Annotated in this window: 21 protein-coding genes; 12 read left to right on the top strand and 9 right to left on the bottom strand. The window is 64.7% G+C overall.

Going from position 1 to position 24004, the window contains the following annotated elements; all coding sequences use genetic code 11:
• Positions 1 to 19: 19 nt before the first annotated feature.
• A complete protein-coding gene (locus NLM27_RS31420; RefSeq protein WP_254146967.1) occupies positions 20 to 859 on the top strand; it encodes a M48 family metallopeptidase in 840 nt (279 codons plus the stop codon).
• A gap of 153 nt (positions 860 to 1012) precedes the next feature.
• On the opposite strand, the gene NLM27_RS31415 is transcribed toward NLM27_RS31420, so the two are convergent.
• The gene (locus NLM27_RS31415; RefSeq protein ID WP_254146966.1) at positions 1013 to 1672 is read right to left on the bottom strand and encodes a hypothetical protein; all 660 of its coding nucleotides are present in this window, start codon (positions 1670 to 1672) and stop codon (positions 1013 to 1015) included.
• A gap of 320 nt (positions 1673 to 1992) precedes the next feature.
• Positions 1993 to 4203 carry a transglycosylase domain-containing protein gene (locus tag NLM27_RS31410; protein ID WP_254146965.1) on the bottom strand — a complete coding sequence of 737 codons (2211 nt, stop codon included), beginning with the start codon at positions 4201 to 4203 and terminating at the stop codon, positions 1993 to 1995.
• Between the two features lie 167 nt (positions 4204 to 4370).
• On the opposite strand from NLM27_RS31410, the gene NLM27_RS31405 reads away from it, so the two are divergent.
• Positions 4371 to 4796, top strand: coding sequence for a DUF1330 domain-containing protein (locus NLM27_RS31405; protein ID WP_254146964.1), 426 nt, complete (start codon positions 4371 to 4373; stop codon positions 4794 to 4796).
• A gap of 115 nt (positions 4797 to 4911) precedes the next feature.
• Here NLM27_RS31405 and NLM27_RS31400 read toward each other — a convergent pair whose 3' ends face one another.
• From NLM27_RS31400 to NLM27_RS31390, 3 genes are all read right to left on the bottom strand, one after another.
• Positions 4912 to 6138, bottom strand: coding sequence for an ABC transporter substrate-binding protein (locus tag NLM27_RS31400; RefSeq protein WP_254146963.1), 1227 nt, complete (start codon positions 6136 to 6138; stop codon positions 4912 to 4914).
• A 186-nt stretch (positions 6139 to 6324) separates the two neighbouring features.
• Positions 6325 to 7566 carry an ABC transporter substrate-binding protein gene (locus NLM27_RS31395; RefSeq protein ID WP_254146962.1) on the bottom strand — a complete coding sequence of 414 codons (1242 nt, stop codon included), beginning with the start codon at positions 7564 to 7566 and terminating at the stop codon, positions 6325 to 6327.
• A gap of 145 nt (positions 7567 to 7711) precedes the next feature.
• The gene (locus tag NLM27_RS31390) at positions 7712 to 8068 is read right to left on the bottom strand and encodes a DUF1304 domain-containing protein (RefSeq protein WP_254148977.1); all 357 of its coding nucleotides are present in this window, start codon (positions 8066 to 8068) and stop codon (positions 7712 to 7714) included.
• Between the two features lie 99 nt (positions 8069 to 8167).
• Here NLM27_RS31390 and NLM27_RS31385 point away from each other — a divergent pair, with 99 nt between their 5' ends.
• Positions 8168 to 8698: a methylated-DNA--[protein]-cysteine S-methyltransferase gene (locus NLM27_RS31385; protein WP_254146961.1), complete on the top strand. Its 531-nt coding sequence runs from the start codon at positions 8168 to 8170 to the stop codon at positions 8696 to 8698.
• A 13-nt stretch (positions 8699 to 8711) separates the two neighbouring features.
• Here the strand turns inward: NLM27_RS31385 and NLM27_RS31380 are convergent, their stop codons facing one another.
• Both NLM27_RS31380 and NLM27_RS43675 read right to left on the bottom strand, forming a co-directional pair.
• Positions 8712 to 9476: a cephalosporin hydroxylase family protein gene (locus NLM27_RS31380; RefSeq protein ID WP_254146960.1), complete on the bottom strand. Its 765-nt coding sequence runs from the start codon at positions 9474 to 9476 to the stop codon at positions 8712 to 8714.
• The gene (locus NLM27_RS43675; protein ID WP_256570044.1) at positions 9473 to 9598 is read right to left on the bottom strand and encodes a hypothetical protein; all 126 of its coding nucleotides are present in this window, start codon (positions 9596 to 9598) and stop codon (positions 9473 to 9475) included. Before NLM27_RS43675 ends, NLM27_RS31380 begins: the two co-directional genes overlap by 4 nt.
• A gap of 206 nt (positions 9599 to 9804) precedes the next feature.
• Between NLM27_RS43675 and NLM27_RS31375 the strand changes: the two genes are divergently transcribed.
• Complete coding sequence (locus tag NLM27_RS31375) at positions 9805 to 10578, top strand: bifunctional 2-polyprenyl-6-hydroxyphenol methylase/3-demethylubiquinol 3-O-methyltransferase UbiG (RefSeq protein ID WP_254146959.1); 774 nt, start codon at positions 9805 to 9807, stop codon at positions 10576 to 10578.
• 25 nt (positions 10579 to 10603) lie between these two features.
• Here the strand turns inward: NLM27_RS31375 and NLM27_RS31370 are convergent, their stop codons facing one another.
• A complete protein-coding gene (locus NLM27_RS31370; RefSeq protein ID WP_254146958.1) occupies positions 10604 to 13393 on the bottom strand; it encodes a [protein-PII] uridylyltransferase in 2790 nt (929 codons plus the stop codon).
• 186 nt (positions 13394 to 13579) lie between these two features.
• Between NLM27_RS31370 and NLM27_RS31365 the strand changes: the two genes are divergently transcribed.
• The 6 genes from NLM27_RS31365 to NLM27_RS31340 all read left to right on the top strand — a co-directional run bounded on the left by NLM27_RS31365 (position 13580) and on the right by NLM27_RS31340 (position 18637).
• Positions 13580 to 14551 (top strand): aliphatic sulfonate ABC transporter substrate-binding protein, encoded by a 972-nt coding sequence (locus NLM27_RS31365; protein WP_254146957.1) that lies wholly within the window; start codon positions 13580 to 13582, stop codon positions 14549 to 14551.
• A 209-nt stretch (positions 14552 to 14760) separates the two neighbouring features.
• On the top strand, positions 14761 to 15606 hold the full coding sequence (locus NLM27_RS31360; RefSeq protein WP_254146956.1) for an ABC transporter permease: 846 nt from the start codon (positions 14761 to 14763) through the stop codon (positions 15604 to 15606).
• 4 nt (positions 15607 to 15610) lie between these two features.
• Entirely contained in the window at positions 15611 to 16396 is a 786-nt protein-coding gene (locus NLM27_RS31355; RefSeq protein WP_254146955.1) for an ABC transporter ATP-binding protein, read from the top strand.
• Positions 16397 to 16451: 55 nt separating this feature from the next.
• The gene (locus NLM27_RS31350; RefSeq protein ID WP_254146954.1) at positions 16452 to 16961 is read left to right on the top strand and encodes an OsmC family protein; all 510 of its coding nucleotides are present in this window, start codon (positions 16452 to 16454) and stop codon (positions 16959 to 16961) included.
• A gap of 42 nt (positions 16962 to 17003) precedes the next feature.
• Positions 17004 to 17801, top strand: coding sequence for a hypothetical protein (locus NLM27_RS31345; protein ID WP_254146953.1), 798 nt, complete (start codon positions 17004 to 17006; stop codon positions 17799 to 17801).
• A gap of 119 nt (positions 17802 to 17920) precedes the next feature.
• Positions 17921 to 18637 carry a hypothetical protein gene (locus tag NLM27_RS31340; RefSeq protein ID WP_254146952.1) on the top strand — a complete coding sequence of 239 codons (717 nt, stop codon included), beginning with the start codon at positions 17921 to 17923 and terminating at the stop codon, positions 18635 to 18637.
• Positions 18638 to 18749: 112 nt separating this feature from the next.
• Here NLM27_RS31340 and mutS read toward each other — a convergent pair whose 3' ends face one another.
• Positions 18750 to 21485 carry a DNA mismatch repair protein MutS gene (gene mutS, locus NLM27_RS31335; protein ID WP_254146951.1) on the bottom strand — a complete coding sequence of 912 codons (2736 nt, stop codon included), beginning with the start codon at positions 21483 to 21485 and terminating at the stop codon, positions 18750 to 18752.
• Positions 21486 to 21701: 216 nt separating this feature from the next.
• Here mutS and pcaF point away from each other — a divergent pair, with 216 nt between their 5' ends.
• Both pcaF and NLM27_RS31325 read left to right on the top strand, forming a co-directional pair.
• Positions 21702 to 22910, top strand: coding sequence for a 3-oxoadipyl-CoA thiolase (gene pcaF / locus NLM27_RS31330; protein WP_254146950.1), 1209 nt, complete (start codon positions 21702 to 21704; stop codon positions 22908 to 22910).
• Between the two features lie 179 nt (positions 22911 to 23089).
• Positions 23090 to 23983, top strand: coding sequence for a dioxygenase (locus NLM27_RS31325; RefSeq protein WP_254146949.1), 894 nt, complete (start codon positions 23090 to 23092; stop codon positions 23981 to 23983).
• Positions 23984 to 24004: the final 21 nt, after the last annotated feature.

Here is a 24004-nt window from a genome sequence, read left to right as displayed (position 1 = left end):
ACCCCTGTATATTGGGCAAATGATTTGTTTTTGCGCCGAGCGCTTTCCCTGGCGGCGGTTATGGCAGAATCCGGGCGAACTCCTGCCCCCCGGACTGACAGACATGGCCACTCGCGCGCTCCTCTATCGGCGGCCCCACGAACCGAAGACTCTCGTCATCACCCATGGATCGCAGTTTTTTGCGATTCGATTGCGCCGGCATCGCCGGGCGCGCCGCTACACGCTCAGAATTCATCCGAGCGATCGCGAAGCCATCCTCACCATGCCGCCGCGCGGCACGCTGGTCGAGGCCAAGGACTTTGCGCAGCGTCACGGCGCGTGGATCGCGGCGCGTCTTGGCCGCTTGCCGAAGGCTGCACCGTTCCAGCCGGGCACGGTGATACCGCTTCGCGGCGTTCCCCATCGCATCGTTCATCGCGCCGGCCAGCGTGGTACGGTGTGGACCGAGACGCGCGAGTCCGGTGAACGCATTGTTTGCGTCGCCGGTGGCCTCGATTATGTCGACCGCCGCGTCAGCGACTTCCTCAAGCGCGAAGCGCGCCGCGATCTCCAGCGCGCGGCAGAGGTCTATGCCGGCGAGCTCGGCGTCAGGGTCAAGCGCCTCTCGATCCGCGACCAGTCCAGCCGCTGGGGCTCCTGCACCTCGGCCGGCTCGCTGTCGTTCTCCTGGCGCCTGATCCTCGCGCCGCCCTTCGTGCTCGACTACCTCGCCGCCCACGAGGTCGCCCATCTCGTCGAGATGAACCACTCCGCCCGCTTCTGGCGCGTCTGCGGCAGGGTCTGTCCGTCGATGGAGCGCGCCAAGAAGTGGCTCGACACCCACGGCAACGATCTGCACCGGTATGGTGTCGAGGATTAGGCCGCGAGGCCGCGCTGTCTGCCCAGCGAATGCTGTCGTCGGCCGGCTTGACCGGGCGATTGTCCCAGAGGCGGTTATCGTTTAACCGAGAGGCCACGGCACATTGGATTCCCCGCTTTCGCGGGGAATGACAGCGGACAACGAGGCGCGTGTTCACGCACTGAAATCGGCACTCGTCCCCGCTTGCCCACGTGACGTCAGATACGACGATTGCCGTTGGGCGATGGCCTTCTGGCCCTCGGCGAGCATGGCCTGGAAGGCCGCGTCGAGTTGTTCGCGGCTGTAAGTCGTGGAGCTGCTTTCACGCGGTGTCCATTGCGATTGCGTGATCGCGGTGGGCGCCTTCTCGACGGTGCCGCCGAGCAGCCTCGCGTAGTTGTCGGCGCGCCACTGCGCGAGGTCCGGTCCACTCAGGCCGGGAGGATCCTCGAGCTTGCCGATCTCAGCGGCCGCTGCGTTGGTCATCGTCGAGGAGCCGCCATTGTACAGCGTGGCTACCACCTTGCCGCCGACCTTCACCTGCGCGTAGGTGTTTTCAGGCGTATCGTCCGAGACGAATGATTGCGTGGCGTTGGTGTCGTGAGTCCTCAGCCAGTTTGCCGCCATCAGGTCGCGCACGACCGGAACATCCGCCACCGATATGAGCTTCGCCCCTTGCAGCGGCTTCACCTGCGAGACGTCAATCCGGAGGCTGCTGATCGCCGCGTCAGGCGCCTCTGTCGCGACCGGCTGAAGACCCGATGTCACATGTGAAGTGGACGCCGATGCGGGACGCAGATGGGGCAACGCCGCGCCGGATAGATTTGAAATCATGGAACGCTCCCTGGCAATCGCTCAACCTGTGAGAGCAAATCTCGAGCCGCTGGCGGGAGCTTGAAGAGATTGGTGTTTTTGCTTTCCGGGCGTCGCCTTCCCTGGTCGATCTTGCCGCGATAGGCAGAACTTGCCGAAGCAACGGCGCGATATGCAGGTTGGCGTCGCTCGCCTTCGCGGGGAATGACGGCAGACTGGCAGCGCGCGCTTCAACCCCGCGGTGCTGTGTCCGCAAGCCGTTGATCTTGCTGTTGCCGGCTACTGTGCATGGGGTTGTTTTCGCACTTTTTGTTGCGAAGCCAGATGTCCCCAGCCGGAAACTACCGGTTTCCGCCAAAAAGCCGGTCCATCAGCCAGCCATCGAGCCCTGCCGCCGCTTCCGGCCGCACATTGGTGCGCGTGGGAGGCGGCGGGCGATAACCGCCGGCGTTCGCCGGTGCCGGTCCCGCCGGTGTCGGCGGTGAGATCTGCGAAGCCGCCTGCGCGAGGTTCGACAGGCCCCAGGTGGCTTGCGAGTTCGGTAAGTTCGCCACCGGCACGCCCTCGTGCGCCGTGCGCATGAAGCGCGTCCAGACTTCCACCGGCAGGCCGCCGCCGGTCGCCTTCTTGGTCGGCGAGTTGTCGTCATTGCCGAGCCAGACGCCGGTGACGAGGTTGGCGGTGTAGCCGATGAACCAGGCGTCCCGGTAATCCTGGCTGGTGCCGGTCTTGCCGGCCGCGGGCCAGCCGGGGATCTCCGCCTTCTTGGCGGTGCCTGATATCAGCGTCTCCCGCATCATCGTGTTCATCATGCCGACGTAGCGGGGGTCGATCACCTGGTTGCGCTCGTCCGGTTGCCGCATGTAGAGCAGCTTGCCACTGAGCGTCCTGATGCGCGTGACCACATGCGGCGTCACGGCGAGGCCGCCATTGGAAAAAGGCGCATAGGCGCCGACCAGCTCGACCACCGAGACTTCGGACGTGCCGAGTGCGATCGAGGCGTTGGGCTCGAGTTTCGAGGAGATGCCGAGCCGGTGCGCGGTGCGGACCACGTTCTTCGGCCCGACCTCGAGGCCGAGGCGGATTGCGACCGTGTTGAGCGACATCGCCAGCGCCTGCGTCAGCGTCACCGCTCCGAAATATTCGTGCGTGTAGTTCTCGGGTTTCCAGCCCTTGACCTCGATCGGTGCGTCCTGGCGGACGGTGTCGGGCGTCAGCCCCTGCTCGAGCGCGGTCAGATAGACGAACGGCTTGAACGAGGAGCCCGGCTGGCGCTTGGCGGTGACGGCGCGGTTGTATTGGCTCTCGGAATAGTTCCGCCCGCCGACCATGGCGCGCACGGCGCCGTCGGGCGTCATCGCCACCAGTGCGCCCTGGCTGACGTTGAACTTGACGCTCTTGGCCGCGAGCTCGTCGATGATGGCGGCTTCCGCCACGCTCTGGAGCTTGGGATCGATTGTGGTCTCGACCTTGATGCTTTCGTCGATCTGGCCGACCAGGTCGTCCAGAACCTCGCCGATCCAGTCGGCGACGTAGTTGACGGTGCCGGCGCCGACCGGCTTCACATTGTAGGAGGCATGGCCGATCGAGGCCTTTGCCTGCGCTTCCGCGATGAATTTTGCATCCGCCATCGCCGCGAGCACGATCTGCGCGCGCGCCTCCGCGCCTTCCGGATTGCGGTTCGGCGCAAGGCGCGACGGCGACTTGACGAGACCGGCGAGCATCGCGGCTTCGGCGATCGTCACGTTCTTGGCCGACTTGCCGAAATAGCGCTGCGCGGCGGCCTCGACGCCATAGGCGCCGGAGCCGAAATAGACGCGGTTCAGGTACAGCTCCAGGATCTCGTCCTTGGAATGCTTGCGCTCCAGCCAGATCGCGAGCTCCGCCTCCTGCAGCTTGCGCTGCATGGTGCGCTCCTGGGTCAGGAACAGGTTCTTGGCGAGCTGCTGCGTCAGCGTCGAGCCGCCCTGCGAGACGCCGCGATGGAGCACGTTGGTGACGAGGGCGCGCAGGATGCCGACCGGATCGATGCCGAAATGCGAATAGAACCGGCGATCCTCGATGGCGATGAACGCCTTCGGCAGGTAAGGCGGAAGGTCCTTCAGCGCCACATTGGCGCCGGCCATCTCGCCGCGCTGCGCCAGCATGCTGCCGTCGATGCCGACGATCTGGATCGTCGGCGGCCGCTTGGGAATCTCCAGCGACTGGATCGGCGGCAGATGGGCGCCGACATAGATCACGATGCCGATCACGGCGATCACGCCCCACAGGCCCAGCACCGCGCCCCAATAGACCAGGCGGCCGAGGCTGAACCCGCCGCGCGACTTTGAGCGCCGCTTGGTGTCGCTGCGGCCGGCTTGCGCTTTCCGCTCGCGCGGCGGCTCGTCGCCGGCAGCGTCGCCCTTGCGTTTGCCGGATGATTTTGCCGACTTCTTGGGCTTATCGTCGCCGCCGGGGATGCGGTCCGCTGCGGTGAGGCGCAGGTCGGCGAGCGCCGCGGGCAAGCCGAACAGCGGCTCCTTCCGCCCACCCTTTTTCTTTCCCCACGCCATACGCAAACGCCCGATCAGCCCGTCCCCACGCACGCTAGCTGTCGCTGTTTAAGGCCCGGTTACCCGGACGTTAACGCGCGATTAGGAGGTGCGGCATTCGCCGGCCGCAGTTCCGGTTCGCGGGCGCCGGAGCTAGGATCGTCCGCATCAGGAAAGAGGGAACTCGCATGGGCCACATCGATCCGACCAAGGAGATCTTCGCGCAATTCCGGGAGAACAACCGCCCCGGCCCGATCCACATGCTCAACCTCGTGCGCCTGCGCAAAGAGGCGGCTTATCCGGATGGTCGCAAGGCGAGCGGCGCGGAAGCCTATGCGGCCTATGGCCGCGAGAGCGGCCCGGTGTTCGAACGCCTCGGCGGCCGCATCGTCTGGCAGGGCAAATTCGAGCTGATGCTGATCGGCCCGCAGGAGGAGCGCTGGGACCATTGCTTCATCGCCGAGTATCCGAGCGTCGGAGCCTTCGTCGAGATGCTTCGCGATCCCGTCTATCGCGAAGCAGTGAAGCATCGCCAGGCCGCCGTGGAGGATTCGCGCCTGATCCGGCATGCGGTGCTGCCGATCGGGAAGAACTTTGGGGAGATACCGACCTAGGTGTCGTCATGGCCGGGCTTGACCCGGCCATCCACGCCTTCCTTTGCGGCCCCAAGAACGTGGATGCCCGGGACAAGCCCGGGCATGACGTCGTTGAGGCAGTTGTCGTCGAGAACTAACCCGCCGGCCCCGCATCCTCCAGGATCGGGCCGAACAGCTCCCAGCGCTCGCCGTTGAACTTCATCATCTGAAGCTGCTTGTTGACGCGATAGTCGGTCGCCGAGGTGTTGGCCTTGATACCCGGTAGCGCGATGTCGCCGGTAACGTCCTTCAGCGACGCCGCCTGCTTCATGACGTTCTCGCGCGTCAGGTTGTCGCCGCACTGCTGGAGCACATGCACGAGCAGCTGGGCGGTGCCATAGCCATACGTGTTGAAGCTCGAATCCTTGTCGCCGTCGGGATAATACTTCGCCATGAAGTCGAAATATTTCTTCATGCCGGGATCATCCTTCCAGGCTGGATCGAGCGGGTCCTTGCCGTAGTTGACGCTGATCACGCCCTTGGAGGCTTCCAGGCCCGCCGGCTTCATCACTGCGCCGACCGACGTGGCGTTGATGTCGACGATCTGCACCGGATGCCAGCCGAGCTCGGCAATCTTCTTGATCGCCTGCGCGGCCTGCTTCGGCGTGGTCGCGCTGAAGAACAGGTCGGCGCCGGCATCCTTGATCTTGAGGATCTGCGAATCGACGGTCGGATCGGAAACCTCGTAGGAAGCCTCGGTCACGATCATCTTGGCGGCCTTGTCGCCGAGGCCGGCCTTGATACCGTTCAGATAGTCCTTGCCGAGATCGTCGTTCTGATAGAGCACGCCGACCTTGGCGTTCGGATGCTGCTTCAAGATGTACTGGCCGTAGATGCGGCCCTCGACGAAGTAGTTCGGGTTGTATCCCATCGTCCATGGGAAGTTCTTGGGGTCCGTGAACTTCGAGGCGCCGGTTGCCGCGAACAGCTGCGGCACCTTCTTGGAATTGAGATATTTTTGCACGGCGGCGTTGGACGGCGTGCCGACGATCTGGAACGTCAGGAGCACTTCGTCGCTTTCGACCAGCTTGCGAACCTGCTCCACCGCCTTCGGCGGCGAATAGGCGTCGTCATACTGGATCAGGTTGATCTTGCGGCCGTTGACGCCGCCCTGGTCGTTGATCATCTTGAAATAGGCGGCCTGCGTCTTGCCGATTGTGGCATAGGCCGACGCCGGTCCCGAGAACGGCACGGTCTGCCCGACCTTGATCTCGGTATCGCTGGCGCCCGGATCGTATTTTTTCTGGGCATTGGCCGCGGAGACCGACAGCGCCAGGGTCAGCGCCGTGGCCGTGGCCAGATGCAATATTCCATTCCTCATTCGCAATTCCCTCAGCTTGTTATTGCCGATGGTCTGCCGGGCGCACTGTACGCCCGCCGCCATCGCTGAGGGCAAGTGTGGAGGAGGCGTTGCTGCAACGCAAGGCGGGGAGACGCCCGCAGTTCGTAGGGTGGGTTAGCCCGCGCAGCCGCAGCGCTAACCCACCCTACGAGATTGGCCGTTGGCCTAGCCCGACGGGCCGGAATCCTCGATGACCGGTCCGAACAGCTCCCAGCGTTCGCCGTTGAACTTCATCATCTGCATCTGCTTGTTGACGCGGTAGTCGTTCGGCCCGGTGTTGATCTTGATGCCGGGCAGCGCGAAGCTAGGGGTGAAGTCCTTGATGTTGGCGACCTGCTTCATCACGTTCTCACGCGACAGGTCGTCGCCGCATTGCTTCAGCACTTGCGTCAGCAGCTCGGCGACCGAATAGGCATAGGTGTTGATCGTGTTGAGCTTGTCGCCTTCGGGGAAATACTTGTCCATGAAGGCAAAGAACGCTTTCACGCCCGGATCGTCCTTCCACTGCGGATCGCTGGGCTCTTTGCCGTACTGTGTCGAGATGATGCCCTTGGAGATCTCGAGGCCGGCCGGCTTGAGCGTCGCCGAGATCGGGCTCGCATTGATGTCGAGGATATGCACGGGGTTCCAGCCGAGTTCGGCCACCTTCTTGATGGCTTGCGCCGCGAATTTCGGTGTCGAGGCATCATAGAAAAGATCGGCGCCCAGTGACTTCAGCTTGACCACCTGCGAGTCCACTGTCGGATCGGTGACCTCGTAGGAGACTTCACCGACGATCATCTTGGCGGCCTTGTCGCCGAGGCCGCTCTTGAGGCCCGCGAGATAGTCGCGGCCCATATCGTCGTTCTGGTAGAGCACGCCGATCTTGGCGTTGGGATGCTCCTTGAGAATGTATTTGGCGTAGATCCGTCCCTCGGACACGTAGTTGGGATTGTAGGCGATGGTCCAGGGATAGTTTTGGGGATCGTTGAAGCGCGCCGCGCCGGTCGAGGCCAGCAGCTGCGGTACCTTCTTGCCGTTGAGATATTTCTGCACAGCGGCGTTCGCCGCGGTGCCGATGAGCTGGAAGGTGAACAGCACCTCGTCACCTTCGACGAGCTTGCGAACCTGCTCGACCGTCTTCGGCGGCGAATAGGCGTCGTCATACTGGATCAGATTGATCTTGCGGCCGTTGATGCCGCCCTGATCATTGATCATCTTGAAGTAGGCAGCCTGGGTCTTGCCGATATTGGCATAGACGGAATAGGGGCCGGAGAACGGCACGGTTTGGCCGATCTTGATCTCGGTGTCGCTCGCACCAGTGTCGTATTTCTTCTGGGCGAGCGCTTGGTTGAAGGGGGCTTGGCCGACGGAGAACGCGAAGGCGAGCGCCGTCGTGGCAGCTAGGAAGGCTCTGCGATTGTTCATGTTGGTTGTTCCTCCTGACGGAATTTTCGGTCGACGGTCTTTTCCCGTTGATTGCAACGGTCGCCATCGCTGCCGAGGATTGTGGAGGAAGGCGCAGCGCCGCGCAAGGATCGCGGCGCTGCGCCGTAGCGTCTCAGGTCAAGAGCTAGGCCAGGAACAAGGCCACCAGCGCGACCGCAGCCGGCAGCGCCTGCACCATCAGGATGCGTGAGCTGACGGTCGCGGCGCCATAAGCACCGGCCACGATCACGCAAAGCAGGAAGAATGCCTTGATCTGGAATGCGAAGGCGGGATTGCCGTGGACGAGACCCCAGAACAGGCCGGCGGCGAGGAAGCCGTTGTAGAGGCCCTGATTGGCGGCCAGCACCTTCGTGATCTCGGCCTTATCGGGCGTGTTGCGAAACACCTTCAAGCCCAGCGGCTTGTCCCAGAGAAACATCTCCAGGATCAGGAAGAAGACGTGCAGTGCGGCGACCAGCGCCACCAGAAGATTGGCGATCAAGATCAAGTTGAGCTCCCCCAAAGCGTCAGCTTTCGGGTGGACGTTAGCACGGCTGGCGTGGCAAGTGCGATGGGCGTGTTTCGATGCAATGGTGCCGCAATGCCCGCTCGATCAACCAAGACGTCTGAACGCTTCGGTCTCGACCGCCTGGCGACGCCGATCGGGATCGCGTTGCTCGTCACCGACGCCGGGGGCCTGTTGCGCGCACTCGATTGGGAAGACTACGAGCACCGCATGCGCGAGTTGTTGCGCCTGCACTACGGCGCGGTGGATCTGAGCGCTCAGCCTGCGCCGACACAGATGCGGACAGCGCTGTCGCGGTATTTCGAAGGCGATCTCGGCCAGCTCTCGAGCATTGCATGGCGCATCGCCGGCACGCCGTTTCAGCAGAAGGTCTGGACCGCGCTTGCGCAAATCCCCGCCGGCACCACGATGAGCTACGGCGCGCTCGCCGCGAAGATCGACATGCCCAGAGCGATTCGTGCCGTCGGCCATGCCAACGGCTCCAACCCGATCAGTGTGGTGCTGCCGTGCCATCGCCTGATCGGCGCGGATGGTTCGCTGGTGAAATATGGCGGCGGGCTGGAGCGCAAGCGCTGGCTGCTGCGGCACGAGGGGGTGCAGGTTTAGACGCCGCGCCTGGTCATCGGACTCGGCGCAGATAACCGCCGGACCAATAGCTACCACCCGTGGGTACGCCACGTTCATTGAACGGACAGGGTGGTGCCGTCCGCTCGAAATCCGGATTCTGCGCCAGGAAGGCGTCGATGGCTGAATTCGGATTATTCCAGGTCCAGTCAGGCCGAGCTCCCGGCAAGCCCGTCAGCCTCGCCATCACGCCGTCCGCTATGATGATGAAGCCGCCAGGCCGGACCAGCGACGAGTAGGCCGCGAGCTCAGCAAGAACGTGCGTCTTGCTGTGGTTCGAATCCAGAAGCACCATCACGCTTTCATCGATGCCGATCTCGGCTTTCACCCGGTCTACCGTGGTGTTGGATGCTGAATCGCCCTCGATCAGCGTGATCAGATAGGCGAACTCATGAGCCTCCAGTGCCGCGCGATTGTGCGGCCGTATTTCGACGTCGACGGCAATGACCCGGCCCTTTCCAATCAGCCGGCACAGTCCGGCCAGGAAAACAGCGCTGCCACCATGCGCGACGCCGGTTTCGATGACGACATCGGGTTTGAGTTGATAGACAAGCTCCTGAAGCCGGATCAGATCCTCCGGCAATTGAATGACCGGCCGCCCGAACCAGGTGAAAGTGTAGCTGTAGCGATTGGCCCAACCCGAGCGCAGCCAGGCTTCGGACAGAACCGCGAATCCCTCGGGTGATGACAGTGCATAACGCCGTTCGCCTTCGGGATCGGCAACGCTGATCTCTGCGGCGTCGAAATCCAGCCGGATCATGATGATGCCTCCTCGCTGAGGCCTCTGCGCCAGCTAACGATGCGTGCGGCGCGCTCGTCCCAGCCGATATGCTGCGCCCAACGTTTTGCCCGCCGCAAGCAGGCGATATCCTTGATGATCATGGGGTCCGTCCAATTCCTGAGCTTGACGAGTCCCATAGCGTATTCGGTCCTTGCCGCCCAGAAGCCGCGCAAGATGCGTGGTCACGCTGCGCAGACTGCGAGGCGCGCCGGCAGGCCTCACCGCGCCGGTCGACTTGCAAGCCCGGATTTTCCGCAATATGCAGGCGCGGCCTTCGGACAGCAGCCAAATAAGCAGGTAACCGCCAATGACGAGCGATCCGCCGGAGCCTCCACCCCATCTGACCTTCTATCACAGCATCGAATTTGCCGCGGGGCGGCGCACCGCCGGTTGGCCGGTCATCGTGCCAATCGTCGAGATGATCATCGGCGCGATGAGGCGCCTGAACTTCAACGGCAAGCGCGTGCTCGATATCGGTTGTCGCGATGGTGCTCTGGCTTTCGAAGCCGAGCGCCTGGGGGCAGCCGAGGTGATCGGCATCGACAGCGATCTGCCCGCCGAAAATATCGCCTTCCTCCGTCGCGCCCTGAATTCGAAGGCTCGTTTCGAGAGGCATAATCTCTATGGATTGAAGACCGAAAGCTTCGGCCTTTTCGATATCATCCTTCTTCCCGGCGTGCTCTATCATTTGCGCTACCCGTTCTGGGGATTGCGACTGGTACGCGATCTGCTCGCCGATGGCGGCCTCTTGCTGGTCGAGACGGCGACCTTCGCCGATGCCAACACGCTTCCGTTGCTGCTCTGTCCGACCGGCGCAGATAGTCCGTATGAGCCGACCTCCTGCACCTTCTTCAACATCAAGGGCTTCACCGATACGGTACGAAGCTTTGGCTTTGCCGTCGTCGATCAACGCTCCATGATGAATCTGCCGCCACATGATCCGGCTGTGGCCGCACCTCTGCCGATCGATCGGACTGTCTTCACCTGCATCCGAGACCGTCATCTCGATGATGCGAAGGTGATGGCCTATTGGGACGGCCAGGCAGCCGGATTACCGCAATGGACTGAGCTGCCGCAGTAGCGGATGTATGACGGCGGCGGGAGGTTCACGCCGCCGGCTGAACCGCCTTGTCGCCGACCATCACATGGGTCAGCGCGCTCTTGATCGCGGCCTGGCGGGTCGGCGCGTTGATCTGTGCGCCCAGGAGATCCGTGACGTAGAAAACGTCGCGGGCGCGCTCGCCGAAGGTCGCGACATGGGCCGAGGCGATGTTGAGATTGAGTTTCGAGATCGCCGTGGTCAGCTCGTAGAGCAGGCCGGGGCGATCGAGCCCGGAGACCTCGATAACGGTGTAGCGGTCGGACCATTGGTTGTTGATGGTCACTTCCGGCTCGATCACGAAGGGCTTCGCCTTGCTGCGCACGGTGCGCCGCGCCACCACTTCGGGCAGGCGGAGCTTGCCCTCCAGCACGTCCTCGATCATCTCGCCGATGCGCGTGGCGCGCCTTCCCTCGTCCTCGTCGCGGTCGTATTCCCGGGATATCGAGATCGTGTCGAGCGCGCGGCCGTCGGTCGTGGTGTAGATCTGGGCGTCGACGATGTTGGCGCCGGCCGAGGCACAGGCGCCCGCGATGATCGACAGCAACCAGGGATGGTCGGCGGCGAAGATCGTCAGCTCGGTGACGCCGCGCACCTCGTCGAAGCCGACATTGATCGCGAGCTTGTGGCCGGCCTGCTCGCTGGAGCGGACGAAGCGGGCGTGGCGGATTTTTCGCGGCAGCTCGACCTTGAGCCAGTAGGCCGGATAGTGCCGGCCGATATAGGCATCGAGCTCGTCCTCCGGCCATTCGGCGAAGGCCATGCGGAATTCGCCGTACGCGGCTGCGAGCCGCTTGCCCCGGTCGACTTCCGAGAAGCCGCCGGTGAGCACCGGCTCGGTCTCGTAATACAGCGAGCGCAGCAGCTGCGCCTTCCAGCCGTTCCACACGCCGGGGCCGACGCCGCGGATATCGGCGGTGGTCAGGATGGTCAGGAGCTTCATCTGCTCGACCGACTGGACCACGGCGGCAAAGTTCTCGATGGTCTTGCGGTCCGACAGGTCGCGCGACTGCGCGACGGTGGACATCGTCAGATGCTCCTCGATCAGCCAGGCCACGAGCTCGGTATCGGCAGGGCTGAAGCCGAGCCGCGGGCACAGGCGCCGGGCCACCTTGGCGCCGGCGATGGAGTGATCCTCCGGCCGCCCCTTGGCGACGTCGTGCAGGAGCGTTGCGATGTAGATCACCGCGCGGTGCTCGGGCCGCGTCTTGCGCATGAGGTCGCTGGCGAGCGCGAACTCCTCGATGCCGCCGCGCTCGATGTCCTGGAGGAAGCCGATGCAGCGGATCAGGTGCTCGTCGACGGTGTAGTGATGATACATGTTGAACTGCATCATCGAGACGATCTTGCCGAAGGCGCGGATGAAATGGCCGAGCACGCCGGTCTCGTTCATCCGCCGCAGCACGGTCTCGGCGTCGTTGGAGGTCAGGATCTCCATCAACAGCCGGTTGGCCTCGGGATTCTCGCGCAGCTGCGCGTTGATCAGGTTGAGCGACCGTGTGACGCCGCGCATCGCGTCCGGATGGAAGGCGAGGTTGTTCTTCTGCGCGAGGCGGAAGATGCGGATGAGGTTGACCGGATCGTGCTTGAAGACGTCGGGCGCGGCGACATTGATGCGATTGTTGTCGACGATGAAGTCGTCACTGTCGGGGACGCGCCGCTTCACGGTGCTCGGCCGCAGCCGCGCCATCATCCGACTCAGCACCGGCGCGGGCTTGGCCTGCTGGTCCTCGAGCTTGGCGCAAAGGATGGCGGTTAGGTTGCCGACTTCCTTCGCGACCAGGAAGTAGTGCTTCATGAAGCGTTCGACGTCCTGCATGCCCGGATGCGAGGTGTAGCCGAGCCGGACCGCGATCTCGCGCTGCAGGTCGAAGGAGAGGCGTTCCTCGGCGCGATTGCAGTAGAAATGCAGATTGCAGCGCACCGACCAGAGGAAATCGGCGCAGCGGCGGAAGCTGCGATATTCCTGCGCGTCGAACACGCCGCGCTCGACCAGCTCGTCGGTGTCGCGGACGCGATAGACGTATTTGGCGATCCAGAACAGCGTGTGCAGGTCGCGCAGGGCGCCCTTGCCGTCCTTGACGTTGGGCTCGACCAGATAGCGCGACTGACCGCCGCGGCGGTGCCGCTCCTCGCGCTCGGCGAGTTTTGCGGTGACGAACTCGGACGCGGTGCCCTGCACCACCTCCTTGTCGAAGCGCTCGACCAGCTCGTCATAGAGCGGCTTGTCGCCGGTCAGGAAGCGCGTCTCCAGGATCGCGGTGCGGATGGTCATATCGCCGCGCGCCTGCCGGATCGATTCATCGACCGAGCGCGTGGCGTGGCCGACCTTAAGCCCCATGTCCCAGAGGCAATAGAGGATGGCTTCGGCGACCTGCTCGCCCCAGGCGGTCTGCTTGTAGGGCAGGATGAACAAGAGATCGATGTCTGACTCCGGGGCCATCAGGCCGCGGCCATAGCCGCCGGTCGCCACCACCGCCATGCGCTCGGCGCCGCTCGGGATCGGCGAGCGGTAGAGATGCCTCGTCGCGGCCGAATACAAGATACGGATGATCTCGTCCTGAACGTGGCACAGCCGCTCGGCGCAGCGGCGGCCGTGACGGTCCTTCAAGAGGATCGCCTGTGCCGCGGCGCGCGCCGCGATCAGCTCGGCCTTGAGCAGTTGCGCCACGGCCGTGCGGAACGCATCCTCGCGGCCCTCGTGCTTTTCAGCGAGCGCATCGACCGCGGCGGTGATCCGCACGGTGTCGAAGCGGTCATCCGTCTCTGGCTTTTGCTCGGTCGCGACGCTGTCCATGTCTCACCGGATATAAGAGGCGACAGGCGCTGTCACCCGCCATTCTCTGGCAATAGTCGTTCCATGCTGGAAAGCTGTGGCTTTGGGCAAATCTGTTCTCAGGCCACCCGTCTTCGGGGGCGGATTTTCTCGTTGACCTCCAGATATAACTCATTGAAAAACAATGAAGTTTTAAGGAGGCTGGGCATGATCAGGATTTCACGACGCATTCTGCTTGCGGGTGCAATGGCACTCGCGATGACCCCCGCGGCAAAGGCGGCGGATCCGCTCAAGGAGATCCGCATCGACTGGGCGACCTATAATCCGGTGTCGATGGTGTTGAAGCAGAAGGGCCTTCTGGAAAAGGAGTTCGCCAAGGATGGCATCACCGTCACCTGGGTGCAGTCGGCCGGCTCTAACAAGGCGCTCGAATTCCTCAATGCCGGTTCGATCGATTTCGGCTCGACCGCGGGCTCGGCGGCGCTGGTGGCCAAGATCAACGGCAACCCGATCAAGTCGATCTACGTCTATTCGCGACCCGAATGGACCGCGCTGGTGACATCAAAAGATTCCAAGATCGCTGGCGTTGCCGATCTCAAGGGCAAGCGCGTCGCGGTGACGCGTGGTACCGATCCACACATCTTCCTGGTGCGCGCGTTGCTCGGCGCCGGCCTCACCGAAAAGGACATCACCCCGGTGCTGCTGCAGCATGCCGACGGCAAGACTGCGCTGATCCGCGGCGATGTCGATGCCTGGGCCGGTCTCGATCCCATGATGGCGCAGGCCGAGGTCGAGGAGGGCGCAAAGCTGTTCTACCGCAAAGCGGACGCCAACACCTGGGGCATCCTCAATGTGCGCGAGCAGTTCTTGAAGGACTATCCGGACGCCGCCCGCCGCGTGCTCGCGGTGTATGAGGAAACGCGCAAATATTCGCTGGCGAATTACGACGAGCTGAAGAAGACCTTCATCGCGGTCACAAAACTGCCCGAGGCGGTCGTCGACAAGCAGCTCAAGGAGCGCACCGAGCTCACCCATAGCCGCATCGGCGCGCCCCAGCGCGAGTCGATCCTCGCTGCCGGCCTCGCGCTGCAGCAGGCCGGCGTCGTCGACGCCAAGGTCGACGTCAAGGCAACGCTCGATGCCCTGATCGACGACCAGGTCCCGCTGCCGACGAATTGAGGTCGGCAAGCGCGCGGCACACTCTATGCCGTCCCGGCGAAGGCCGGGACCCATAACCACCGGGAGACGTGGTTACGGGGACTCGGAGTGATCGTCTGCTCGCCAAACTACTCTCTGGGAGTATGGGTCCCGGCCTTCGCCGGGACGACAGGAGAAGGCGCGGCAATAGTAGTGTTGCATTCCCTCGCCAGACGCGCTTCCTACCGGCCATGATTTCCGACGCGCCAGTCCTGCAACATACCTCGGAACCAGCCGAAAGCACCGCCGCGCCCTCGCGGCTGTCGCGCTACGCGCGGCCGTTGCTGGGGGTGCTGCTGTCGCTCGCGCTGGCGCTTGGCTGGGAGCTGGTGGTCTGGTCCGGCTGGTCCAACGGCCGGCTGGTGCCGCCGCCCTCGCGCGTCTTTGCCACCATCACCGAGCTCGCCCGCTCCGGCGAGCTGGTACGCCACATCGCAGCGACGCTGTGGCGCGTCGGGCTCGGCTTCGCGTTCGGTGTCGTCGCGGGCACACTGCTCGGCGCCGTCTCCGGCTATTGGTCGCTGGCGCGGCGGCTGCTCGATCCGACCGTGCAGGCATTGCGCGCGATCCCTTCGCTGGCCTGGGTGCCGCTGTTCATCCTCTGGCTCGGTATTTTTGAGACGTCAAAGATTGCGCTGATCGCGGTCGGCGTGTTCTTTCCGGTCTATCTCGGCGTGATGGGTGCGATCCTCTCGGTCGATCGCAAGATCGTCGAGGTCGGCCGCACCTTCCGTCTCTCCGGCCCGGCGATGATCCGCCGCATCCTGTTGCCCGCGGTGCTGCCGGCCTATGTCGTGTCCCTGCGCGTCGGACTTGGTCTCGGCTGGATGTTCGTGGTCGCGGCGGAGCTGATCGGGGCCTCCGAGGGCCTCGGCTATCTCCTGCTCGACGGCCAGCAGCTCGGCAAGCCCGCGCAGATCCTCGCCGCCATCGTGATCTTCGCCATCCTCGGCAAGCTCACGGACTGGCTGATCGAGGTCGCGGCTGCACCATTCCTGCGCTGGCAGGACGCCTTTGGGCGCGCAAAGGGAGCCTAACGCGATGCTGGCGCTCGACCGGGTCAGCAAGACCTATCCCAACGGTGTGCAGGCGCTGGCGCGCTTCTCCGCCGAGATCCGCCAAGGCGAGATCATTGCCATCATCGGTGGCTCCGGTTGCGGCAAATCAACATTGCTGCGTGCCGTTGCAGGCCTCGATCGCGCCAGTTCCGGCACGGTGACGCTCGACGATGAGGCGATCGCCGCGCCGCATGCCAAGATCGGCATCATCTTCCAGGAGCCGCGGCTGTTGCCCTGGCTCAGCGTCGCCGACAATATCGGTTTCGGCCTTGCCGATTTGCCCGCAGCCGAGCGGCGCGAGAAGGTGGCGCGCGCGCTCGAACGCGTCGGGCTCGCTGATAAGGCACAGGCCTGGCCGCGCGAGCTCTCCGGCGGACAGGCGCAGCGCGTCGCGATCGCGCGCGCGCTGGTGCCGCAGCCCGAGGTGCTGCTGCTCGACGAGCCGTTCTCCGCGCTCGACGCCTTCACCCGCAGGGATCTCCAGGATCACCTGCTCGACCTCTGGGCCGACACGCGTCCGACCTTGATCCTCGTCACACACGACGTCGACGAGGCCGTGGTGCTGGCCGATCGGGTGCTGGTGATGCGGCCGCGGCCGGGCCGGCTGTTTGACCAGATCGAGATCAATCTGGGCCGGCCGCGCGACCGCAATTCGCCGCTGTTCGAGAATTTCAAGCGAAGCGTGCTGACGTCACTCGACCGCTCGCTCGACCGCAACGTGCCCGACCGAGACGCAACCCAGGGTCCCGGCCAGGCCATGTGGTGGTGACAATTTCTCTCTGAGCCGGTACATCGAGAGAAGATTTTTCCGGGAGAGAACAACAATGGATGCCGCCCAACTGCGCCAGATGCAGGCCCCGATCAAGGAACGCTACAAGACCGATCCCAAGACCGCGCTGATCACGTTGAAGGCCAAGGGCTCGACCGACAGCGAAGGCATCGCCTGCAAGGTCGAGACCGGCCGCGCCATCGCGATGGCCGGGCTGCATCCCGCCACCGGCGGCTCCGGCCTCGAGCTCTGCTCCGGCGACATGCTGCTGGAAGCGCTGGTCGCCTGTGCCGGCGTCACGCTGAAGTCGGTGGCGACCGCGATCGAGGTGCCGCTGAAGACCGGCAACGTCTATGCCGAGGGCGATCTCGATTTCCGCGGCACGCTCGGCGTCGATAAGGAGACCCCGGTCGGCTTCGCCGAGATACGCCTGCGCTTCGAGGTCGACACCGATGCGCCGCAGGACAAGCTCGATCTGCTGCTGAAGCTCACCGAGCGTTATTGCGTGGTCTACCAGACCATCAAGAGCGGCCCGAAGGTCTCGGTGTCGATGCAGCGGATGTGACTTTCTTAACCCTCCCCATCGAGGGAGGGGCAACAACAAAAAATGGCCCCCGAGCTTCACTTCATTCTCGTTCTTCTCCTGCGCATGGCGGTCGCGGCGGCGTTCGTCGTGTCGGCGTCGATCATCACCGAACGCGCCGGCCCGGTGATCGGCGCGCTGGTGGCGACGTTGCCGATCTCGGCCGGGCCTTCCTATGTCTTTCTCGCGCTCGACCATGACGCCGCCTTCATCGCGCAAGGCGCGCTGTCGAGCCTTCCGGTCAACGCCGCGACGATCGTCCTTGGTCTCACCTATGTCGTGCTGGCGCAGCGAAACAATCTGCTGGTGAGTGCCGGAAGCGCGGTCGCGGTGTGGATCGTGCTGGCGTCCATCATCCGCCTGTTCGGCTGGACCTTGACGGCCGGCCTCGCCGTCAACCTGGTTGCCTTCGGCATCTGCATTCCGCTGCTGGCGAAATACCGCCATGTGAAGATGCCGCTGGTGACGCGCCGCTGGTACGACATCCCATTCCGTGCCTCGCTGGTGGCAACGCTGGTCGCGATCGTGGTCTCGACCTCGGGCTGGGTCGGCCCACGCGTCTCCGGCGTCATCGCGCTCTACCCGATCGTGTTCACGAGCATCATGGTGATCCTGCATCCGCGCATCGGCGGTCCTCCGACGGCGGCCGTGCTCGCCAATTCCGCCTGGGGCCTGCTCGGCTTCGGGATGGCGATCGCGGTGCTGCACGTCGCCGTCACGCAGTTCGGCTCGGCGATCGGCTTGAGTTGCGCACTCGCCACCTGCATCGGCTGGAACCTGACGCTGTGGTGGATGGGACGACGGAAGCGGGCGGTGCATTAGCCTCGCCGCGCTTCGTAAGGCGCGGTACGCTACGCTTGAGACCTCGGCCCTGCGTCAGGATAGATAGTTACCGGGGCCGGCAGACCCGCTAAGCTGGCAACAGAGCAAGTTCGGGGCGTGTGGTGGAGGGATTGTACAAGGTCGAATATGAGATCAACGACGGCTCCGGCCGCAGCGTGCTGTATGCCCATGCCGGAAAAATGCTTGGCGGCAACACCGCCTTCGCCCACTTCGGCACCTACGAGATTGTGGACGGCGAAATCGTCGCCAGGCTCCGGACGAAGCGTCACAGCCGGTCGCTGCTGCACAGAAGGCTGGTCAGTTCCGACACCGTCACAATCAGCATTCGCGGTCGACAGCGGGGCAAGCTCTACCGCTTCGAGGGAGAAGTGGTCGAGGACGCCTCGGTGTTTCGCGCCGTGATGACGCCGCTCGGCGACGATGACGTTCCCCCGCCCGGTGCGGTCGGCGAGGGTGGCATCGTCAGCGGACTCTATTCGATCGACATCCGGATGCTGGATGGAATCGGCGGTGGCCATACCGGCGTGATGTTGCTGCGCGACGGCCGCATCCTCGGCGGCGATGCCTTCTTCTATTATCTCGGCGCCTATTCTTCGGCAAACGGTCGCTGGAAAGGCGAATTCGTCAATCAGGAACACACGCCGGCGAAGAGCGAGCATCCCTTGTTCGGTGGCTATGAGGTAGGCATCGGCTTCTCCGGCCACTGCGATGACAAGGGCGCCGAAATGGAAGCGACCGCGCTCGCCGGCAAGCGCAGCATCCGTCTCGCCGCCACCTTGAAGCTGGTCGAGCCGTTTGCCAGGGCGGGCCGCTGACGGCCAGTCCGCCGGCGAACATGGCCAAGCCGACGGCGAGGGCGCAGGCAGTGCAGGCGATGGCATGCCTCAGCTTGGCATCACTCTCTGGTCGTTGGAAGGTTCGTTGGCACTACTTCGGCAGCTTGGCCTTCAGCGCATAGAGCGCATCGAGCGCCTCGCGCGGCGACATCTCATCCGGGTGCAGCGCCCTTACGGCTTCCATCAAAAGCTCCGCTTCGCTCGGCGGCGCGGCTTCCGCGGCGGCGCGCGAGGGCACGGCGAACAGCGGCAGGTCGTCGGCAAGGGCGCGGGCGGTCTGGCCGCGGTCCTGCGCTTCCAGTTTCGCCAGCACCGATTTGGCGCGTGTGATCACGGCCGGCGGCAGGCCGGCGAGCTTCGCCACCTGAATGCCGTAGGAGCGGTCGGCCGAGCCCGGCAGCACCTCGTGCAGGAACACGACATTGCCCTGCCACTCCTTCACGCGCACGGTGGCGTTGAACATCCGCGGCAGTTTTGCGGAGAGCGCGGTCAGCTCGTGATAATGCGTCGCGAACAGCGTGCGGCAGCGATTGCTCTCGTGCAGATGCTCGATCGCGGCCCAGGCGATCGAGAGGCCGTCGAAGGTCGCGGTGCCCCGGCCGATCTCGTCGAGGATCACGAGCGCGCGCTCGCCGGCCTGGTTCAGGATCGCGGCGGTCTCGACCATTTCGACCATGAAGGTGGAGCGTCCCCGGGCGAGATCGTCGGCGGCGCCGACGCGCGAGAACAGGCGATCGACGATGCCGATGCGCGCGCGGCTCGCCGGCACAAAGCTGCCGATCTGCGCCATCAGCGCGATCAGCGCGTTCTGGCGCAGGAAGGTCGATTTGCCCGCCATGTTGGGGCCGGTCAGCAGCCAGAGCTGGCCGGATTTTTGTGCGGGCGCAGGCGAGAGATCGCAGGCATTGGCGATGAACGGCTCGCCATTGCGCTTGAGCGCCTGCTCCACGACCGGATGGCGACCGGCCTCGATCGCAAAGCCGAGGGAGGCGTCCACCTCGGGCCGCACATAGTTCTCGTCGACCGCCAGCTTGGCGAGCGATGTCGCGACGTCGAGCAGCGCAAAGCCGTGCGCGGCGGCGCGCAAGTCTTCACTGATCTCGAGCGCCTTGGCGGCGAGCTTCTCGAAGATCTCGAGCTCGAGCCCGAGCGCGCGGTCGCCGGCATTGGCGATCTTGGCCTCGATCTCGCCGAGCTCCGAGGTCGTGAAGCGCACTTGCCCCGCCAGCGTCTGGCGATGGATGAAGGTCGCGTTGAGCGGCGGCGACATCAGCTTGTCGCCGTGCTGTGCGGTAACCTCGACGAAATAGCCGAGCACGTTGTTGTGCCGGATCTTGAGGCCCTTCACGCCAGTCTGGTCCGCGTAGCGGGCCTGCATCGAAGCTACGACCAGGCGCGAGGCGTCGCGCAGGTTGCGCGCTTCGTCCAGCGCCGGCTCAAAGCCCTGTCGAACGAAGCCGCCGTCGCGCTTGATCAGCGGCAATTGCTCGTCGAGCGCACTGGCAAATTCCGCTGCGAGTTCGCGCGACGGACGCTGCAAGGCCGCCATCACCGCGGCGATCTCCTGCGGCGGCTGGTCCAGTTCGCCAAGCCGTGCCAGTGCCTGGTCGGCGGCGATGATGCCATCGCGCAAACCTGCGAGGTCACGTGGACCGCCGCGGCCGACCGAGAGCCGGGCCAGCGCCCGCGACATGTCGGGCGCGCCGCGCAGGATGCTGCGCATGTCCTCGCGCGCAGCGGAATCGGCAACGAACACGCCGACGGCGTCGAGCCGCCGCGCGATCGCCGGCGCATCCGTCAGCGGCGCCGCCAGTCGCTGCGCCAGCAGGCGCGAGCCGGCGGAGGTCACGGTGCAGTCGATGGCGTCGAGCAGCGAGCCGCGGCGCTCGCCCGCGAGCGTTCGCGTCAGCTCGAGATTGGCGCGCGTGGCCGGATCGATCGCCATGGTCGCTCCGGAGGCTTCTCGCGCGGGCGGCGACAGCGGCGGGTGCTTGCCGACCTGGGTGCGGTCGACATAGGTGACGGCGGCAGCCGCGGCAGTGGCTTCCAGCCGCGTCAGCTGCGCCAGCCCGTCCATGGTCGCGACCGCGAAATAATCGCACAGTCGCTTCTCGGCGGTGGCGCCGTCGAACACGTCGCGGGTCAGCGGCGTCACCGCCGGCAGCTCGCGCAAGGTCTGCCCGAGCTCGTTATCGCTATAGAGCGCGTCGGTGACAACAGCCTCGTTCGGATTGATCCGCGCCAGCGTTGCGGCGAGCTCGCCGCTGGAGCATTCCATCACGGTGAATTCGGCGGTGGAGATGTCGATCCAGGCGAGACCAAAGCGGTCGCCGCCGCCGGAGGCGCGGGCGCGCGCGATCGCCAGCAGATAATTGTTGGCGCGTGCGTCGAGCAGCGTGTCCTCGGTCAGCGTGCCCGGCGTGACCAGCCGCACCACGCCGCGGCGGACCACGCTCTTGTTGCCACGCGCCTTCGCCGCGGCGGGATCCTCGGTCTGCTCGCACACCGCGACTCGGTGACCGGCGCTGATGAGACGATGCAGGTAATCCTCGGAGCGCTCGACCGGCACGCCGCACATCGGGATATCCGCACCCTGATGCTTGCCGCGCTTGGTCAAGACGATGCCGAGCGTCTTCGAGGCGATCTCGGCGTCCTCGAAGAACAGCTCGTAGAAGTCACCCATCCTGTAAAACAGCAGCAGGCCCTGATGTGCCGCCTTGATCTCGAGGTACTGTTCCATCATCGGCGTGACCCGCGCGGCGGCCTCCGCCGGCGGTGCGGGCGTGGATTCAGGTTCGGGCGCTTGGATCGGTTGTTGCATTGTCATGGGCGGCGCAACCTACAAAATTTCGCCCCGTGCTCCTATCGCTTTGGCCGGAGAGGTGAGGTTTTCCACGTTGTCCGCATTGCGGCATGCGTCGGAAGCGCCCGCACCCCACGGAACACGCGCGCATCGGTCAATTGACCTGCCGCGGGCACCCTCCTAAAACTCCGCCGTCATTGAAGAATTCTGGCCGAACCGCGGCATTCAGGGAGAACAACCATGCGTGACGTCTTTATCTGCGATGCCGTGCGGACCCCGATCGGCCGCTTCGGCGGCTCGCTCGCCAAGGTGCGCGCCGACGATCTCGCCGCCGCGCCGATCAAGGCCCTGATGGCCAAGCACCCCAATCTCGATTGGGCGCAGGTGGACGAAGTGTTCTTCGGCTGCGCCAACCAGGCCGGCGAGGACAACCGCAATGTCGCACGCATGGCGCTCTTGCTCGCAGGGCTCCCGGATTCGGTTCCCGGCCAGACCCTGAACCGGCTCTGTGCCTCCGGGCTCGACGCGGTCGGTGCGGCCGGCCGTGCCATCCGCTCCGGCGAGATTGAGCTCGCGATCGCCGGCGGCGTCGAGTCGATGACCCGCGCTCCCTTCGTGATGGGCAAGGCGCAGGAAGCCTTCTCGCGCTCCGCCGAGATCTTCGACACCACCATCGGCTGGCGCTTCATCAATCCGCTGCTCAAGGCGCAGTACGGCGTCGATGCGATGCCCGAGACCGGTGAGAACGTCGCCGAGGAATTCCAGGTCTCGCGCGCCGATCAGGATGCTTTCGCAATCCGCTCGCAGCAGCGCGCGGGTGCGGCAATCGCGGCCGGCTATTTCGCCGAGGAGATCACGCCGATCACCATTCCCGGCGGCAAGGCCGGTCCCATCACCGTGGACAAGGACGAGCATCCGCGTCCCGAGACCACGCTGGAGGGCCTCGCCAAGCTGAAGCCGATCGTGCGCAATCCCGGCACGGTCACCGCCGGCAACGCCTCCGGCGTCAATGACGGCGCTGCGGCGATGATCCTGGCGTCGGAAGCCGCCGTGAAGAAGCATGGGCTGACGCCGCGCGCGCGCATTCTCGGCCTCGCCTCGGCGGGCGTGCCGCCGCGCATCATGGGCATCGGCCCGGTGCCGGCGACCCGCAAGCTGATGGAGCGGCTCGGCAAGAAGATCAGCGATTTCGACCTGATCGAGCTGAACGAAGCCTTCGCCTCGCAAGGCATCGCCTGCATGCGCCAGCTCGGCGTCGCCGATGATGCCGATTTCGTCAATCCGCATGGCGGAGCCATCGCGCTCGGCCATCCCCTCGGCATGAGCGGCGCCCGTCTCGCGCTCACCGCCGTGCATGGCATGGAAAAGCGCGGCGGCAAGCTCGCGCTGGCCACCATGTGCGTCGGCGTCGGCCAGGGCGTCGCGGTTGCGATCGAGAAGGTGAATTGAGCTCTCTCTTCTCCCTCTCCCTGCTTGCGGGGAGAGGGTTGGGGTGAGGGGGAGTCTCCGCGAGGACGGTGACAGTTGGACTCGGGGAGAGTCCCCCTCACCCGGAATTTGCTGCCGCAAATTCCGGCCTCTTCCCGCAAGCGGGGAGAGGCGAAGAGTCCGGCGGTTGGGAGGCGAGCATGATCATCGCGCGCGAGCAGGACGTCACGGCCGCGGCCTTGGCGGTGATGGAGCGGACCTCCGATCCGCGGATGCGCCAGATCATGATCTCGCTGGTCAAGCATCTGCATGGCTTCGTCCGCGACGTCCGACTGACCGAGAAGGAATTCCGCGACGCCACGGCTGTGATCGCCGAGCTCGGCAAGCTGACGACCGACACGCATAACGAAGTCGTGCTGATGGCCGGCTCGCTCGGCGTCTCGCCGCTGGTGTGCCTGCTCAACAATGGCGATCAAGGCAATACGGAGACCGATCAATCGCTGCTCGGACCGTTCTGGCGATTGAACTCGCCGCTTGTGGCGAATGGCGGATCGATTGTCCGTTCGGAAACGCCGGGCGCGCCGCTGTTCGTCAAGAGTCGTGTCGTGGACAAGGACGGCCGTCCTGTCGCGGGGGCAGAGGTTGACGTCTGGCATGCGTCGCCCGTCGGTCTCTATGAAAACCAGGACCCTGATCAGGCCGACATGAACCTGCGCGGCAAGCTGACGACCGACGCGGATGGACGCTTCGCCTTCCGTTCGGTGATGATGGTCGGCTATCCCATTCCGACCGATGGCGTGGTCGGCCGTCTGTTGAAGGCGCAGAGCCGACACCCGTATCGACCGGCGCATCTGCACGCCCTGATCTTCAAGCCCGGATTCAAGGTGCTGATCTCGCAGGTTTATGATCCCAACGATCCCCATATTGACAGCGACGTGCAGTTCGGGGTGACACGGGCACTGATCGGCAATTTCGTGCGCCACGAGTCGCCGCATCCGACCGCGTCCGATGTTGCGGCACCCTGGTATTCACTCGACCACACCTATCGGCTCGAGCCCGGCGAGGCCGTATTGCCGCGTCCGCCGATCAAATAACGCGGCGCCTGCCGGATGCAG

It is taken from the genome of Bradyrhizobium sp. CCGB12, assembly GCF_024199845.1.
GTDB lineage: Bacteria > Pseudomonadota > Alphaproteobacteria > Rhizobiales > Xanthobacteraceae > Bradyrhizobium.
Note: the sequence above shows the minus strand (reverse complement) of the source record. Positions and strands in the feature narration are given on the sequence as shown.

Coding starts and splice junctions, on each gene's coding strand:
- NLM27_RS31420 (WP_254146967.1), top strand. CDS start 20: ATGATTTGTTTTTGCGCCGAGCGCTTTCCCTGGCGGCGGTTATGGCAG.
- NLM27_RS31325 (WP_254146949.1), top strand. CDS start 23,090: ATGATCATCGCGCGCGAGCAGGACGTCACGGCCGCGGCCTTGGCGGTG.
- NLM27_RS43675 (WP_256570044.1), bottom strand. CDS start 9,598: ATGATCATCAAGGATATCGCCTGCTTGCGGCGGGCAAAACGTTGGGCG.
- NLM27_RS31365 (WP_254146957.1), top strand. CDS start 13,580: ATGATCAGGATTTCACGACGCATTCTGCTTGCGGGTGCAATGGCACTC.
- NLM27_RS31345 (WP_254146953.1), top strand. CDS start 17,004: ATGGCCCCCGAGCTTCACTTCATTCTCGTTCTTCTCCTGCGCATGGCG.
- NLM27_RS31360 (WP_254146956.1), top strand. CDS start 14,761: ATGATTTCCGACGCGCCAGTCCTGCAACATACCTCGGAACCAGCCGAA.
- NLM27_RS31355 (WP_254146955.1), top strand. CDS start 15,611: ATGCTGGCGCTCGACCGGGTCAGCAAGACCTATCCCAACGGTGTGCAG.
- NLM27_RS31410 (WP_254146965.1), bottom strand. CDS start 4,203: ATGGCGTGGGGAAAGAAAAAGGGTGGGCGGAAGGAGCCGCTGTTCGGC.
- NLM27_RS31375 (WP_254146959.1), top strand. CDS start 9,805: ATGACGAGCGATCCGCCGGAGCCTCCACCCCATCTGACCTTCTATCAC.
- NLM27_RS31415 (WP_254146966.1), bottom strand. CDS start 1,672: ATGATTTCAAATCTATCCGGCGCGGCGTTGCCCCATCTGCGTCCCGCA.
- NLM27_RS31385 (WP_254146961.1), top strand. CDS start 8,168: ATGCCCGCTCGATCAACCAAGACGTCTGAACGCTTCGGTCTCGACCGC.
- mutS (WP_254146951.1), bottom strand. CDS start 21,485: ATGACAATGCAACAACCGATCCAAGCGCCCGAACCTGAATCCACGCCC.
- NLM27_RS31400 (WP_254146963.1), bottom strand. CDS start 6,138: ATGAGGAATGGAATATTGCATCTGGCCACGGCCACGGCGCTGACCCTG.
- NLM27_RS31370 (WP_254146958.1), bottom strand. CDS start 13,393: ATGGACAGCGTCGCGACCGAGCAAAAGCCAGAGACGGATGACCGCTTC.
- NLM27_RS31350 (WP_254146954.1), top strand. CDS start 16,452: ATGGATGCCGCCCAACTGCGCCAGATGCAGGCCCCGATCAAGGAACGC.
- NLM27_RS31380 (WP_254146960.1), bottom strand. CDS start 9,476: ATGATCCGGCTGGATTTCGACGCCGCAGAGATCAGCGTTGCCGATCCC.
- NLM27_RS31395 (WP_254146962.1), bottom strand. CDS start 7,566: ATGAACAATCGCAGAGCCTTCCTAGCTGCCACGACGGCGCTCGCCTTC.
- NLM27_RS31405 (WP_254146964.1), top strand. CDS start 4,371: ATGGGCCACATCGATCCGACCAAGGAGATCTTCGCGCAATTCCGGGAG.
- pcaF (WP_254146950.1), top strand. CDS start 21,702: ATGCGTGACGTCTTTATCTGCGATGCCGTGCGGACCCCGATCGGCCGC.